This window comes from Sphingobacterium sp. MAE, from assembly GCF_056711605.1.
On record NZ_CM160044.1, the window covers coordinates 5008618 to 5023825 of the forward strand.

The following is a 15208-nucleotide window of genomic DNA, read 5'->3' on the forward strand; positions in this document are numbered from 1 at the left end:
GATTAACAATGCGCATTGATTACATTTGCATTATTCAATTTTTAAGCATGATAAGAAACTTTAAGAGACGTAGTGTTCAATTTTTATTCTCAGCGTTATTACTGATAGGCATTTCAGCTTGTAATAAAGATATTTCGCTCTCTTTAGACAATTCAAGAGATGAATCCATGGGCATCGTTCCTGTTGATTCGATTCAAGTGAATGCATCTACTTATCAACTCGATGATGTACCCACATCAGGAACTGGAGTGATCCTCGTTGGAAAAAACAGCAATACAACTACGGGATCAGTTCGTTCAACTTCTTATATGCGTCTTGGAATTGGAAATATTACGACTGCTTCTATTCCAACTGCAGCGCAATACGACTCCATCACGTTTGTTTTAAAACCCAATAAATATTTTTACGGAGATACCACGAAAACGCAGACAATAGCTGTTCACGAAGTAAAAGAGCAAATTACGTTGAAAGAGATCAACTCGGGTTCTGATATCAATGAAAGACCTGTGTTTGTAAGTGGTGCAGCTATTTACAATAATCAAAAGTTTGCCTATAATCCTAATGCATTAGGAACCTTATCGTTCAGACCTTTTGTTAAAAGATTAGATTCATTAGCCGTTAGATTGGACGATAACTTAGGTAGTACTTTATTTTCCATGATAAAAGAAGGAAGATCAACAATTTCTTCAAATCAAAATTTTATTGATTATTTTAAAGGTATTGCACTTGTACCAGGAGAAAATAATACAGCCATTATCGGTTATAAAGATACGGTAAGCATGCAGATCCATTATAACTTTGTAAATGCGCAAGGTTTTAAAGTGAATGGCGTTGCTAAATTTAATTTAGCAGATAAGGCTTATCAATTTAATAATATCGAAGCAGACCGCACAGGAACAGCTTTCAGCGCTTTAAGTATCGCAAATCCAGAACTCACTAGTAGTGTGACAGATGGTGATGTCTTCTTGGAAGGTAGCACAGGAGCTGTGGTCAAAATAACTTTTCCGACACTTTTGGCTTTAGTTAATGATCCAACTGTAGCAATCAATAAGGCAGAACTCGTTATAGAGACAGAAAGTAAATACCATAACTCATTTTTTAACTCACCATCAAGTGTGATATTAATGGTGGCCAATGGATATGGCAATCCGATGAGTATAGTAAATTCACCATTTTCAACAACAGTACAACAAGCGACCTATATTGGAGCTAATGACTTTGGAGCAAATGCAAAATATACGTTCAATTTGATCGAATATCTAAATAATATTAAAAAAGAAAGCTATTATAAATCTTCACTATTTTTGAGTTTACCGACAACAGGATTATTCTCAAATACAGATCGACTTATTGTGGCAAAAGATGCAAATAACAAACCAAAAATAAAATTAAACATCTTATATACTAAATTTTAACAGTTTATGAACAAGAAAAATTGGCTACTTATCATATTAGCGTGCGTCGTAACTTTCTCTACTTACTCTTGTAAATCGAAAGATAAAAATGATGCAGACGAAGTAGTAGAATGGACAAGAGCGTCTGCTTTCGATGGTGATGCAAGAAGTGGAGCAGTATCTTTCTTAGTTAACAATATTGCTTACGTAACTACAGGTCTTTCAAAAGAAGGACAAGTAGATGTTCGTAAAACAGATACTTGGGCCTACAGCCCATCTGCAGGAACTTGGTCTCAAAAGGCTGCGTTTCCAGGTGCACCGCGTAACAACGCTGTTGCTTTTGCTATTGGTGACAATGGTTATGTAGGTACAGGTTATGATGGATCTAATGCTTTATCTGACTTTTATAAGTATGATACTAAAAATAATACTTGGACGAAAATTGCAGATCTTCCTGCTGAAGCACGATTTGGTGCTGTTGCATTTTCAATTGGAGGATTTGGATACGTAGGTACAGGCTCTAGAAATAATACTGATAATAATGTAAAATCTTTCTACAAATATAATCCTACTACAAATGAATGGTCAGCTGTAGATAGCCCATTAGAATCGAACAGAAGATATGGTTTTGCTTTTGTCATCAATAACATTGCTTATGTAGGTGGTGGTGTTGATAATAGCTCATATCCTGAAGACTTCTTCAAATATGACGGTACTAAATGGACTAAATTAAATAATTTAAACCGCAATGACAACTCATACACATACAATCTAACACGTTCTAATACAGCTACTTTTGTATTAAACAATTTAGCTTATGTCGTAGGTGGTGTAAAACAAACGGTTATAAACACAATCTGGGAATATAACCCTACAACTGATGTTTGGAATGCTGACAATCAAGTATTCCAAGGTCAGGCCAGACAAGATGCTGTTGGATTCGGAATCGACAATGTTGGCTATGTAACTACAGGTCAAAACGGATCAAACAAATACTATGATACTTGGAAATTTGTTCCAGTAAAATAATTCACGTTTATTAAACGTAAAAAAGGGTTTGTATCATATGGTACAAACCCTTTTTTACTTACAAACTATGGTAAACCGCAATCATGGTCTACTAGTATATACTCGTCATCATAAAAACTGGGAACGAAGCTATAAGTCGTCACCAGATCAGCAACAGCTTGAGCAACGAGAAACCCAGGGCACCGTTCAGCATCCGATCGAGTGGAAGATGAGAAAACAAAAAGGAGCTATAACAGGTGTTACAGCTCCTTTTCTTATATCCATTAAGAATTAAATTAATCCTTTTTCTATCAGTGTTTCTGCAATTTGAATGGTATTCGTAGCAGCACCTTTACGAAGATTATCCGCAACCACCCACATGTTTAATGTATTTGCCTGTGATTCGTCACGACGTATACGTCCGACAAAAACTTCGTCTTTTCCATGTGCATCCTTTGGCATTGGATATTGCAAATTAGATGGATCATCTACTACAATGACACCGCTTTGCGCGGATAAAGCTGCACGAACATCTACTAGATCAAAATCATTTTCAAACTCAATGTTTAAAGATTCTGAGTGTCCTCCAATTACTGGAATACGCACTGTGGTTGCTGTTACTTTTATCGAATCATCTCCCATGATTTTGTTTGTTTCCAAAATCATCTTCATTTCTTCTTTGGTATATCCATTTTCTTGAAATACATCAATTTGAGGAATGACATTTAAATCGATCTCATATGCATATGCTTTCTCGCCATCCTTTATACCAGCACGCTCGTTCATCAATTGATCAACTGCTTTTACACCCGTACCGGTTACAGATTGGTATGTAGAAACAACAACACGTTTAATTTTATATTTATCATGTAGCGGCTTTAATGCAACGACCATCTGGATTGTAGAGCAATTAGGATTTGCAATAATTTTATCTTCGGCAGTTAAGACATGTGCATTCACTTCGGGAACGACTAATTTCTTAGTCGGATCCATACGCCAAGCAGATGAATTATCAATAACTGTTATTCCAGCAGCGGCAAATAATGGCGCATACTCAAGAGATGTACCACCTCCTGCCGAGAATAAAGCAACATCAGGTTTTAAAGCAATAGCTTCAGATGGTGTAACCACCTTATACTTCTTTCCCTTAAAATCAATTTCCTTACCCTTACTACGCTCTGAAGCTACTGGAATTAATTCTGAAACTGGGAAATTGCGCGCTGCTAACACTGTTAGCATCTCAGTACCTACAAGGCCTGTTGCGCCGACTACTGCGACTTTCATCTTGTTACTTTTTCTTTAATTTGTTATGAAATTTTTCTATAAATATTCTAAGTAGAATATTGTTATTTCTCAAACTTACGAAATTCAAGCTAAATATTTGATGATTATTGCAAAAAAATGGGGAAATAGATATTAATATCAATAAGTTAAAACGATTTTAATAAAATATCTTAAAACAATGCGGTATTTAAAAGTCAAACTAGTAATCAACAAAGCTCCTTTAAGAGCGGATATATAGGCATCGCGCTCATCAAGAGGAGCAACACTTCAAAGAGCTTCTTAACGGATATCATCTTTTGACCCGGGGTAGTAATGGTATGAGAATTATGATCACAAATAAGAGGTCCAAAAAAAATTCATAAAAAATGCATCCAACACACTATTAAAGTTGTATAACAATACGGTAAAATCGGAGATTTAAAAACGAAATAAATTGATTTGATAAATCTGGTCAAGTTTAATGAAAAAAAAGCAATCGATTGCTTTGTAATGTCAAGAAAGAAAATGAAAAAAATATCAATAAATTCGATTAAAAAAAGGCCTGGAAAACGGGTGTAAAACATCAAACAACAGCACAAGAACAGTTTGATAATAAATACTTTACCAAACAATTAGTATTGAAAAAAGAAGATTATAAGCTACTTTTGAAACATTGATTAGGATAATAAAAATACTATATTTGCATCGATGAAAGAAAGCATTATTATAATCGGTGCAAATGGCCAAATCGGAACTGAATTGGCTACAGCTTTAAGAGAAAAATTTGGTACTGAAAGTGTCGTTACTTCCGACATTAGGGAACCTCAAAATTTAAAGGACGGGGAAATTTTCGAGCCCCTAAATGTACTTGATAAAAGTGCGATAGAATCCTTATTTCAAAAATATAAACCCACACAAGTATATCTATTGGCCGCAATGCTATCGGCAACTGGTGAAATATATCCCAAAAAAGCTTGGGATCTCAATATGAACGGTCTTTTGAACGTGTTAGACCTAGCTGTTGAATATAAGATCGAAAAAATCTTTTGGCCAAGTTCAATCGCAGTATTCGGACCACATTCTCCGAAAACAGATACAGATCAATATTGTATCATGGATCCAAACACGATCTACGGTATTAGTAAATTGGCAGGAGAAAGACTTGTCGAATGGTATCAAGAGCACCGTGGATTGGATATCCGCAGTATTCGCTATCCAGGTATTATTTCATGGAAAGCGGAACCAGGAGGTGGAACGACCGATTATGCTGTACACATTTTTTATGATGCATTGAAGAAAGGTAGTTATGAATGTTTTCTATCGGAAGATACTGCTTTACCGATGCTGTATATGGATGACGCGATTCGTGGCACTTTGCAACTGATGGATGCTCCAAAGGAAAGTTTAACGATTCGTTCAAGTTACAATCTTACTGGAGTAAGTTTCACTCCAAAAGAACTTGCTGAAGAAATTAAAAAAATTCTTCCTAATTTTGCAATCACTTACTCGGAGAATGATCCTAGACAGGCGATTGCAGATTCATGGCCTGCTAGTATTGAAGATTCTCCAGCGAGAGCGGATTGGAATTGGAAGCCTGCTTTTGATTTAGCAAAGCTTACTGCCGATATGATTGAGAATCTTAAAACAAACAAACTATAACATGGGAAGAGCTTTCGAATTTAGAAAAGAACGTAAATTTAAACGCTGGGCCAAAATGGCCATCCAATTTACGCGTTTAGGTAAAGAAATTGCAATTTCGGTGAAGGAAGGTGGTCCTCACCCAGAGTCAAATTCTAGATTACGTACAGCGATAAACAATGCGAAAGCTGTAAATATGCCTAAAGATCGCGTAGAAGCGGCTATCAAAAGAGCTTCTGAAAAAGATTCTAAAGGCTATGAAGAATATGTATATGAGGGATACGGTCCACACGGTGTACCGATCTTAATTGAAACAGCAACTGACAATACCAATAGAACTGTTGCCAATATACGCAGCTACTTCACCAAAGCTGGTGGCACCTTGGGTAAAACTGGATCTTTGGATTTTATTTTTAACCGTAAATCTTTGTTCAGATTCCCTGCAACTGAGGATGTGGATATTGAAGAGCTGGAACTGGAACTTATCGATGGTGGTCTTGAAGAATTATATCTAGAGGCCGATGAGGAAGGAAATGATGTTGTAGTTGTTCAAACTTCATTTGAAGATTTTGGAAATATGCAACGCTTATTGGAAGAAAAAGGTATTGCGGTTTCTTCTGCCAAGTTAGAACGCATCGCTTTATCACACACTGATATTTCGGAAGAAGATGCGGCTGATGTGTTAAAATTGATAGACAAAATCGAAGAGGATGATGATGTTCAAGCGGTCTACCACAACATGGCATAAGTACAAACTTATTATAATAAAAGAAGAGCTTTACGCTCTTTTTTTATGCCAAAAATTTAGCTTTAATCCTTTTGAGGCTATTAAAGATTAATAAAATACTATACATTTGTAGTAGACTAAATGTTTTCAGGATGACTTTTGAAGAATTTTTCGCTAAAAAAAAGATTGACTTAGCTGCTTTACAAAAAGCAGATCAATCACTATATGAAGAATTTAAAAAACATTATGTTGCTATGGGGGCCAAAAGTTTTGATCATACCAAGAAATTTTGGTTTAATAGGCTCCGTAAAAGTTATCATCTAGCAGAAACGATTGTCGAAAAAAAAGAAGTGCAACCAGCTAGTGAGAAAGAACAGCAGCCTGTGAAAGCACAAGCCAGTCCTGCAACTACTACAGCTACAGGCTTTAAACCTCGTTTTAAAGCTCCCGTAACAGCAAAGGATAGCATACCTCAAGAACTTGAAAATCCAGAACGTACTCTTGAAAAAGCTAATGAATCGACAACCACTAAAGAGGACATAGCTAAACCTGCTGGATTTAAGCCCCGTTTTAAAGCTGGGGTGACCAAACCGGCCACAGCAGCACAGGATACAACACCTGTTGGTCAACAGGCCGAAGCACAAGCTGATCCAACTGATGCATCCAATAATGCAGCACAAGAAACAGCAACTGATCTTCCGACAGAACCAAGCAGCAAACCTGCCGGATTTAAGCCTCGTTTTAAAGCTGGAGTAACGAAACCGGCCACAGCAGCACAGGATACAACACCTGTTGGTCAACAGGCCGAAGCACAAGCTGATCCAACTGATGTATCCAATAATGCAGCACAAGAAATAGCAACTGATCTTCCGACAGAACCAAGCAGCAAACCTGCCGGATTTAAGCCTCGTTTTAAAGCTGGGGTGACCAAACCGGCCACAGCAGCACAGGATACAACACCTGTTGGTCAACAGGCCGAAGCACAAGCTGATCCAACTGATGCATCCAATACCGCAGCACAAGAAACAGCAGCTGATCTTTCGACAGAACCAAGCAGCAAACCTGCCGGATTTAAGCCTCGTTTTAAAGCTGGAGTAACGAAACCGGCCACAGCAGCACAGGATACAACACCTGTTGGTCAACAGGCCGAAGCACAAGCTGATCCAACTGATGCATCCAATACCGCAGCACAAGAAACAGCAGCTGATCTTCCGACAGAACCAAGCAGCAAACCTGCTGGATTTAAGCCTCGTTTTAAAGCTAAAGTAACGAAACCGGCGACAGTAGCACAGGATACAACACCTGTTGGTCAACAGGCCGAAGCACAAGCTGATCCAACTGATGCATCCAATACCGCAGCACAAGAAACAGCAGCTGATCTTCCGACAGAACCAAGCAGCAAACCTGCCGGATTTAAGCCTCGTTTTAAAGCTGGAGTAACGAAACCGGCGACAGCAGCACAGGATACAACATCTGTTGGTCAACAGGCCGAAGCACAACCTGATCCAACTGATGCATCCAATACCGCAGCACAAGAAACAGCAGCTGATCTTCCGACAGAACCAAGCAGCAAACCTGCCGGATTTAAGCCTCGTTTTAAAGCTGGGGTGACGAAATTAAAAAATAAGGATACGGATTAAAAAAACATTTATTTTTTATACCTTCATTTAATTACATTTGTATATAAATAATTTCGACTATATAAACTATCTGTCATGTTAAAAGAGGAAAGACAAGCTTTCATTATACACCAAATCAATTTACATAATAAAGTATTATCGTCAGACTTAAGCATTCAGCTCAATGTTTCTGAAGATACAATCCGTCGTGATTTAAATGAATTGGCAGAAAATGGAAAAGTACTAAAGGTATATGGAGGTGCATTATCAAAGTCTTTTCAATTTCCATTTCAAGATGGAAATGTATATGCAAAAGAAGCTAAAAAAGAAATTGCAAGAAAAGCCATTTCTCTACTTCAAAATGGAATGACAATTCTTGCTGGGGGTGGAACAACTATGATCGAGTTGGCTCGACTTGTTCCAGATAGTCTTCAATGTACTATTTTCACCATCAGCCCCTTAGTGGCCTTAGAGCTAGCAGAAAAGCCAAATTTAGAGGTTATTTTAATTGGTGGCAAATTATCCAGAAATACGAATATTGTATCAGGATCCCAAGTAACAAACGAATTGTCTGATATTAAAGTTGACATTTGTTTATTAGGAACAAATAGCCTTTCCACGCAGGATGGCGTAACAGATTCGGATTGGGAAGTTGTACAGATCAAAAAAGCAATGATTAAATGTTCCAATAAATTAGTGATCCTCAGTATTGCAGAAAAATTGAACTCGGTTCAAAAGATGAAAGTGGTACCGCTTCATGATGTCAATTATCTTGTCACAGATCTAGATCCAGAACATCCTAGTCTATCTGAATTCAAGAGTGCTATTAATGTACTCTAATCATTTACGACTATATTCTCATGCAAACCTCTAAAAAAAATCAGTAGGTTTGCATCATAATGAAAATACCAGCATTACCAGGATTTAATCCAGAAGCATTCGAAAAATATTTCAAAAACACAGGTTGGCTTTTGTTAGCCCGTGTTGGATCTCTTTTTGTTAAAATGTTGGTGACCTCATTTGCCTTGCCTTCCTATCTTGGAAGTGCAAACTTTGGTACTTACAATTATCCTTTGGTCTTATTGGCCTTTTTTACTGGAATCGCCACCATGGGTACCGATGGATTGATCACGAGACAACTATTACAGCATCCAGAAAGAGAAGATGTACTCTTGGGCTCTGCCCTACGCATTCGGATCATAACTGGTTTTTTAGTTTTGCCACTTGTTTACCTCACCTATTTCCTCATCGCTCATTTTGCACCAGAAGCTCCTGCGGCCTCTTTCAAACAGGTTGCACTTGTATCATTAATCTGTATTATTCAAGCCGTACAGATCATCGATAGCTTTTTTCAGGCACAGGTAAAGGGAAAAATGATTATGATGGTACAAGTTGGAGGTAATGTACTTTCTGCTGCAATAAAATTGATACTCATCCTCGTAAAAGCTCCTTTAGATGCTTTCATCTGGACACTAGTTTTTGATGTCATTATTTTACAGATTGGCTATCTAGCGCTTTACCGTAAACTTGGTCATCGTATTTCATCCTGGAAATATGATAAAGCGACTGCTAGAGAGCTGATCAAACTAGGTTGGCCACTAGCATTTTCCTCCTTGTTTATCACCTTTTATATGAAGATAGATCAACTCATGATCGACGCTCTATTGGGGAAATCGGCATTAGGGGTTTATTCTATTGTAGTAAGTCTCAGTGAAAGTTGGTATTTCATGCCTGTAGCAATTTCTACATCCTTATTTCCTGCTATTATGAACGCCAGGAAAGGAAGCCCTGAATTATACCAGAAAAGATTGGGTAACTTATACGAGCTCATGGTATTTATCAGTTTATCAGTTGCTTTGGTAGTTACATTACTCGCACCTTTTCTTTTTAAATATTATTATGCTCCAGAGTATGGAGAAGGATTACATACGCTCCAAGTGCATATTTGGGCAGGTGTATTTACATTCTTAGGCACAGCGAGCGCACAGTTTCTCATTGCTGAAGGGCTTACCAAAATCACCCTCTACCGCACGGCATTCGGAGCGCTTATCAATGTTGTATTGAACTACTTCTTAATTCCTAAATTTGGAATTATTGGCGCGGCTTATGCTACTTTAATCGCTTATTTTGCTTCTACTTTTTTCTTACTATTCATTAAGAGAACTCGGCCAAATGCGATTCTGATGATCAGATCACTTTTTTTACTAGGATTATTATCTACTGTAAAAGATAAATTTTTAAAAATAAATCGTTAAGTTTATTTCTACTATAAACTTAAAAATATGGAAAAAACAGGTAGTTATCGATCCTTACTGAATAGCAAACTCATAAAAGGCCTGCTCTCTTTGGCTTTTAAAGGATATTTCGTAGAAACAGGCTGGACAAACTCCTATTTAAAAAAAGAATCATTAGATCCCAACGGTAATCCTATTCCTTGGTTAACCTATTCGTTCTTAGACTTTATCGATGGTAGATTAAATAAAGAATTATTACTTTTTGAATATGGTGCAGGTAATTCCACCTTATTTTATGCAAAGCATGTCAAAAATGTGACCGCTGTCGAACATGATAAAAATTGGTTTGAACGTATTAAAAATCAAATGCCTGCAAATGTAACAATAAAAAATATTGGCTTAGAGGCAGATGATTATGTGCATGAAATCCTACAACAAGATCAGCTTTTTGACATCGTTATTGTTGATGGCAGGAAACGAATATCTTGTTGCAGAAACGCTATTAAGAGATTAAATGATACCGGTGTCCTCATATTAGACGATGCGGAAAGAAAACACTATCAGCCCGCTATAGACTATCTGCTACAACAAGGATTTAAACACATCCCCTTCTCAGGAATTGCAATAGGTGCAATCCATAGAAAGGTAACCTCTCTATTTTATAAAGAAAATAACTGCTTAGGAATATAAGAATGTCAACAGCACCTATTATCTTATTTGTATACAATCGACCGGATCACACATTACGTACCTTAGAGGCTCTAGAGAAGAATGATTTAGCTTCTTCTTCCGAACTGTTTATCTATTCGGATGCTCCAAAGAATGAAAAATCAAAACCTGCCGTAGATCAGGTGAGGGAGATCATCAAGAGCGATTGGAAGTTTAAAAAAATACACCTCATTTTCCGCGATACAAATTGCGGGCTGGCAGCCAATGTAATTGATGGCGTCTCCAACATTGTCAAGCAGTATGGTCGGATTATCGTTCTAGAGGATGATCTCACCACTTCCCCATTCGCGCTCAGCTATTTTAACGATGCTCTGGATCGTTATCAGGATGAAGATCGTGTGATGCAAATATCAGGATACGGCTACCCCTTGAAAGATTTAGAGAATCTACCTGAAACATTTTTCTTCAGGGTGGCAAATAGTTGGGGATGGGCCACATGGGATCGTGCTTGGAAATATTTCAACGCAGATATTCATCAATTGACCGATGACTTTACGACAGAACAAATTCATCAATTCAGTATAGAAGGAAAGGAGAATTTCTGGAAACAGGTGCAGGAATTTAAAGCGGGAAAGATTAATTCTTGGGCAATCCGCTGGTATGCCTCTGTTTTTAAAAAGAATGGTTTGGTACTCTATCCCAGAAATTCATTAACCCAAAATATTGGCAATGATGGTTCTGGTACACATACCGCAGCCGAAAATACCTACAGGGTGGTACTTGCTGATAAAAAAATAACGGAATTTCCACTAGAAATAAAAGAGCATACACAAGCTTATGAATCAATTAAGTATTTTTATGCCCATAGAAAAGGTTCACTCTTGCAAAGAGGAATCCGTTTTGCCAAAAAGAAAATCAACGAACTAAAAAAATAGTATGTATAACAATCCTACGTTTTCCATCATTACAGTCGTTTATAACAATGTACGGGATATCGAACATACCATCAAATCCGTTGTTAACCAAACGTATAAACATATCGAATACATTGTCATTGATGGCGTATCTACCGATGGTACCTTGGATGTGATCGAAAAATACAAATCAAATATCGCTGTTCTTGTGTCCGAAAAAGATAAAGGAATTTATGATGCGATGAATAAGGGTCTAGCACGTGCAACTGGGGATTATGTTCTTTTTTTAAATTCGGGGGACGAACTGTACAGCAAAGAAACATTGGCTAATCTCGCTGAAGTAAGCGAAGGTGCTGATATCTTATACGGTGAAACCTTTTTGATAAACGATCAACGTGAAATCATTGGTGAACGTAGACATCAAGTTCCTGCACATTTTAATTGGAAAAGTTTTCGTTATGGCATGAACATCTGTCATCAAGCAATTTATGTCAAGCGTACCATTGCCGAACCCTATGATCTCCGTTATATCTTATGTGCAGATATTGATTGGGTAATAAAAGCTGCTAAGAAAGCTAATATATGTGTTAATGCCAATCAGCATGTCGCTCGCTATCTGGTCGGAGGCATGTCCAAACAAAGGCATCGAGAATCTTTAAAGGAACGTTTTGAAATCTTTCAAAAATATTATGGTACGATTCCCAATCTATTTAATCACCTTGTCATTGCTTTCAAAATGATTGTATATCGTATCAAAAATGGTAATCCCGCAGACTAATGATGAATCCTGAAATATTAACAGAACTCGTAACAGTAAAAATGCCTTTTGGAAAATACCAAGGCTATACGTTATGTAATCTTCCCGAACCTTATCTAGTGTGGTTTCACCAAAAGGGTTTTCCAGCAGGAAAGTTGGGAATTCAATTGGGCACTCTTTATGAGATAAAATTAAATGGATTGGAATATCTATTGGACCCTTTGAAGAAAAGGTAATGAATATCATTTATTTCAATCATATTTTTTTATTTTATCATGATATTTGTTCTTCATGGACTGATGAGAAAATGTTAAAAATTGCATAATTTCCAATTTTTAACTAAGTTTGCGCTATAATTCATTTGCATTAAACGCCGTTTGCAGCGGTATCAATGAAAACTATGGCACACTATCAAACATTACTGTACTATTGCTACAGTCCCATTGCTGACGCAGAAAAATTTGCGGCGGATCACTTAGAATTTTGTAAATCATTAAACCTAGTTGGACGTATTATTGTTGCTGACGAAGGTCTAAATGGTACGGTTTCGGGCTCACCTGAGTCTTGTCAAGCCTACATGGATGCTATCTATGCCGATGGTAGATTTAATCATACCGAATTCAAGATTGATGATGTAACAGAACCGTCTTTTATCAAGATGCACTGCCGTTACAAAACTGAAATTGTACACTCGGGTTTACGTGATCCAAAAATAATCGATCCAACACTGAAAACAGGGATTCATCTTGAACCGAAAGACTTCATGGAAATGAAAGATCGTGATGATGTTGTTGTGCTCGATGTTCGCTCGAATTACGAACACAATGTGGGGCGCTTTAAAAATGCGGTGACATTGGATATTGAAAATTTCAGAGAATTTCCAGAAAAAGTAAAAGAACTGGAACAATACAAAGGAAAAAAAATCTTAACCTATTGTACTGGTGGTATAAAATGTGAAAAAGCTTCAGCGCTATTATTAGCCGAAGGTTTTGAAGATGTTTACCAACTACATGGCGGAATTATCAAATATGGTAAAGAAGCGGGTGGTAAAGATTTTGATGGGAAGTGCTATGTATTTGATAATAGAGTGACCGTTGATGTTAACTCGATAAATCCAGTGGTTGTATCTACTTGCAAAAATTGCGGTAAACAAACTCCCAAGATGATCAATTGTGCTAGTCCAAGTTGTAATGAGCACTTTACACAATGCGACGAATGCGGAGAAAAACTAGAAGGCTGTTGTTCAACAGCTTGTCAAGAAGATCCATTAAAGCGTCCGTATGATGGTACAGGTTATTATGTAAAAATACCTCAACCTGTTAATATCGAAAAAATAAGCAAAAGAAAACATAAAAACTTTCCACCTAAAGTTAGTTTAGAAAATTCCTTATAAATAACAAAAGGCTTGAACAGATTGTTCAAGCCTTTTGTTATTTAATATTCTATAATCAGCTATTGCTCCACCAGTTTTGTTGCTTTTTCATGCTCTATTTCCGTAATGGTCGAGGTCTTGCTCATCTCTACATTATTTTGATTACGAGCTACTGTCCAGCGTCCTAATGTTAGATTATATTCACCTCCCAAACTTACGAAATAACCCACATCTGCCGTATTGTACTTTAGAAATAATTGATTTGTTCCTTGTTTGAAGAAGGGTTGAGATTCCATCGTTAAAGGATTGATGACATCATAAAAATCATTATTTGTAATACGATAACCTTTATTTCCTTCCCAAAGGGCTCCTCCACCAGAATTATATAGCACATCGACGGGCTTGGAATCTTTTGTCACGGTGGTTCCTTTGAAAACAGCAATGCCAAAGGCATTGCCACTGTTGGCTAACAATCCTGAAGTTTTATTTCCAAAATCAAATCCATTATTTTCATTGTAATCATAATTTAACACCCAATTGGAAGTTTCCAAACTTGTGGAAGCGCTTCCATTGATCATCTGATATTTTCCTCCGACATAAAAGAACGTACCTTTACGAGCGATACCTGTTGTTAAATTAAACTTGTACGTTCTCATACCTCCAGTTGCCCACCCATTTGCTGGTGCACCCGTAGGCGTTGAAGCATTGGCATTATTGCTCACAACCACGGCATAAGGTGTTTTCGAGAAATCGATATCTTCTGTAGCCATGAATTGCATATATTCATAGTTAGTATCTGCACCTTTAACATCACTAGCAAAACCTGTGATCACAATGGATGCGAGTTCAATTTCAGAACTTAGCATCAAAATATCTTCTTTTGCCCGACATCTCAGATAAGGAGTACGTAGACCTGTACCACCTTCCTGACTAAAAACAATCCCATAATAATTCCCGAGAATATATGGTGATTGTTGGGAAAATTCAGCCTTCTCATTGGTTACTAACTTTATGTTTGCAAAACCGTCATTCAAGACTTTAGTTCCAGATAGTACATCTCCAGCTTTCGGAATTGGATTAAACCCTCCCTTTAAAATAATAACCAAAGTACTTTCATAGGCCTCGGGATTTTCCAATATGGCCTTTGAGGTCACCACATTGTTTTTAATCGGTCGTCCAGAAGCTACCTTTAAAATTTGATTTTCTCTGATATTTTTAAGTTTCAATAGACCATCCTCCCTCAAAAGTTGACTGCCTATAATATCAATAATGACCGAATCTCCAGGTTGATAATTCATTGCAGCATCGCCAAGATCGATTGAAATACCACGCAACTTTCCTAAACGTCTTGTATCTTGTACGACTAATAATCCATCAGGCAGATTGCCGCCTTTATGATCGGATACGACTAGTGCTGCTAACTTACTGGAACCACCTAGTTTTTCTGCATCTAGTGTTACTACTTCTCCTTTAAATAGAGCCCGAAGATCAAAGATACCAATGTATGAACTAATTGTTGCTCCTGGATAATTGGTGTCTTGACATGATGTCATGGCCACCAGAACCACCATCACTTTAATAGTATTAAATAATATTTTTTTCATCTTAATTTC

The 15208-nt window shown here is 37.2% G+C and carries 15 protein-coding genes; 13 read left to right on the forward strand and 2 right to left on the reverse strand.

All coding sequences use genetic code 11. The features are described 5' to 3' along the window. The first annotated feature begins 47 nt into the window (after positions 1-47). Genes AC06G9_RS21310 through AC06G9_RS21320 form a run of 3 tightly spaced genes read left to right on the forward strand, consistent with a single transcriptional unit; the run spans position 48 to position 2697 of the window. Positions 48-1415 carry a DUF4270 family protein gene (locus AC06G9_RS21310; protein ID WP_480957171.1) on the forward strand — a complete coding sequence of 456 codons (1368 nt, stop codon included), beginning with the start codon at positions 48-50 and terminating at the stop codon, positions 1413-1415. 6 nt (positions 1416-1421) lie between these two features. Then, positions 1422-2423: a Kelch repeat-containing protein gene (locus tag AC06G9_RS21315; RefSeq protein WP_260947700.1), complete on the forward strand. Its 1002-nt coding sequence runs from the start codon at positions 1422-1424 to the stop codon at positions 2421-2423. Between the two features lie 37 nt (positions 2424-2460). Next, positions 2461-2697 (forward strand): hypothetical protein, encoded by a 237-nt coding sequence (locus AC06G9_RS21320; RefSeq protein WP_346568868.1) that lies wholly within the window; start codon positions 2461-2463, stop codon positions 2695-2697. Here AC06G9_RS21320 and AC06G9_RS21325 read toward each other — a convergent pair. Next, entirely contained in the window at positions 2694-3686 is a 993-nt protein-coding gene (locus AC06G9_RS21325; RefSeq protein ID WP_480957172.1) for an aspartate-semialdehyde dehydrogenase, read from the reverse strand. The two genes, AC06G9_RS21320 and AC06G9_RS21325, sit on opposite strands and share 4 nt — an antisense overlap. Before the next feature lie 687 nt (positions 3687-4373). Here AC06G9_RS21325 and AC06G9_RS21330 point away from each other — a divergent pair. The 10 genes from AC06G9_RS21330 (at position 4374) to trhO (ending at position 13616) form a co-directional block, all read left to right on the forward strand. Next, a complete protein-coding gene (locus AC06G9_RS21330) occupies positions 4374-5324 on the forward strand; it encodes an NAD-dependent epimerase/dehydratase family protein (RefSeq protein WP_045754060.1) in 951 nt (316 codons plus the stop codon). Position 5325: 1 nt separating this feature from the next. Next, positions 5326-6051 (forward strand): YebC/PmpR family DNA-binding transcriptional regulator, encoded by a 726-nt coding sequence (locus AC06G9_RS21335; RefSeq protein WP_045755492.1) that lies wholly within the window; start codon positions 5326-5328, stop codon positions 6049-6051. 131 nt (positions 6052-6182) lie between these two features. Continuing rightward, a complete protein-coding gene (locus AC06G9_RS21340; RefSeq protein ID WP_480957173.1) occupies positions 6183-7670 on the forward strand; it encodes a hypothetical protein in 1488 nt (495 codons plus the stop codon). 75 nt (positions 7671-7745) lie between these two features. Then, complete coding sequence (locus tag AC06G9_RS21345) at positions 7746-8489, forward strand: DeoR/GlpR family DNA-binding transcription regulator (RefSeq protein ID WP_480957174.1); 744 nt, start codon at positions 7746-7748, stop codon at positions 8487-8489. A 59-nt stretch (positions 8490-8548) separates the two neighbouring features. Beyond that, a complete protein-coding gene (locus AC06G9_RS21350) occupies positions 8549-9904 on the forward strand; it encodes a flippase (protein ID WP_045755163.1) in 1356 nt (451 codons plus the stop codon). A 27-nt stretch (positions 9905-9931) separates the two neighbouring features. Further along, on the forward strand, positions 9932-10573 hold the full coding sequence (locus AC06G9_RS21355) for an FkbM family methyltransferase (RefSeq protein ID WP_480957175.1): 642 nt from the start codon (positions 9932-9934) through the stop codon (positions 10571-10573). A gap of 2 nt (positions 10574-10575) precedes the next feature. Further along, on the forward strand, positions 10576-11487 hold the full coding sequence (locus tag AC06G9_RS21360) for a glycosyltransferase family 2 protein (protein ID WP_480957176.1): 912 nt from the start codon (positions 10576-10578) through the stop codon (positions 11485-11487). Between the two features lies 1 nt (position 11488). Beyond that, a complete protein-coding gene (locus tag AC06G9_RS21365) occupies positions 11489-12244 on the forward strand; it encodes a glycosyltransferase family 2 protein (RefSeq protein ID WP_346575540.1) in 756 nt (251 codons plus the stop codon). After that, positions 12244-12459 (forward strand): DUF3820 family protein, encoded by a 216-nt coding sequence (locus AC06G9_RS21370; protein WP_045755159.1) that lies wholly within the window; start codon positions 12244-12246, stop codon positions 12457-12459. Before AC06G9_RS21365 ends, AC06G9_RS21370 begins: the two co-directional genes overlap by 1 nt. A 164-nt stretch (positions 12460-12623) precedes the next feature. Next, entirely contained in the window at positions 12624-13616 is a 993-nt protein-coding gene (trhO, locus tag AC06G9_RS21375) for an oxygen-dependent tRNA uridine(34) hydroxylase TrhO (protein ID WP_045755715.1), read from the forward strand. Positions 13617-13675: 59 nt separating this feature from the next. Here trhO and AC06G9_RS21380 read toward each other — a convergent pair whose 3' ends face one another. Continuing rightward, entirely contained in the window at positions 13676-15199 is a 1524-nt protein-coding gene (locus AC06G9_RS21380) for a DUF5689 domain-containing protein (protein ID WP_480957177.1), read from the reverse strand. Positions 15200-15208: the final 9 nt, after the last annotated feature.

Bases quoted from the DNA above. Each gene is read 5' to 3' on its own strand.
- AC06G9_RS21315 (WP_260947700.1), top strand. From the start codon at position 1,422: ATGAACAAGAAAAATTGGCTACTTATCATATTAGCGTGCGTCGTAACT.
- AC06G9_RS21365 (WP_346575540.1), top strand. From the start codon at position 11,489: ATGTATAACAATCCTACGTTTTCCATCATTACAGTCGTTTATAACAAT.
- AC06G9_RS21340 (WP_480957173.1), top strand. From the start codon at position 6,183: ATGACTTTTGAAGAATTTTTCGCTAAAAAAAAGATTGACTTAGCTGCT.
- AC06G9_RS21360 (WP_480957176.1), top strand. From the start codon at position 10,576: ATGTCAACAGCACCTATTATCTTATTTGTATACAATCGACCGGATCAC.
- AC06G9_RS21335 (WP_045755492.1), top strand. From the start codon at position 5,326: ATGGGAAGAGCTTTCGAATTTAGAAAAGAACGTAAATTTAAACGCTGG.
- AC06G9_RS21325 (WP_480957172.1), bottom strand. From the start codon at position 3,686: ATGAAAGTCGCAGTAGTCGGCGCAACAGGCCTTGTAGGTACTGAGATG.
- AC06G9_RS21330 (WP_045754060.1), top strand. From the start codon at position 4,374: ATGAAAGAAAGCATTATTATAATCGGTGCAAATGGCCAAATCGGAACT.
- AC06G9_RS21370 (WP_045755159.1), top strand. From the start codon at position 12,244: ATGATGAATCCTGAAATATTAACAGAACTCGTAACAGTAAAAATGCCT.
- AC06G9_RS21345 (WP_480957174.1), top strand. From the start codon at position 7,746: ATGTTAAAAGAGGAAAGACAAGCTTTCATTATACACCAAATCAATTTA.
- AC06G9_RS21310 (WP_480957171.1), top strand. From the start codon at position 48: ATGATAAGAAACTTTAAGAGACGTAGTGTTCAATTTTTATTCTCAGCG.
- AC06G9_RS21380 (WP_480957177.1), bottom strand. From the start codon at position 15,199: ATGAAAAAAATATTATTTAATACTATTAAAGTGATGGTGGTTCTGGTG.
- AC06G9_RS21350 (WP_045755163.1), top strand. From the start codon at position 8,549: ATGAAAATACCAGCATTACCAGGATTTAATCCAGAAGCATTCGAAAAA.
- trhO (WP_045755715.1), top strand. From the start codon at position 12,624: ATGGCACACTATCAAACATTACTGTACTATTGCTACAGTCCCATTGCT.
- AC06G9_RS21355 (WP_480957175.1), top strand. From the start codon at position 9,932: ATGGAAAAAACAGGTAGTTATCGATCCTTACTGAATAGCAAACTCATA.
- AC06G9_RS21320 (WP_346568868.1), top strand. From the start codon at position 2,461: ATGGTACAAACCCTTTTTTACTTACAAACTATGGTAAACCGCAATCAT.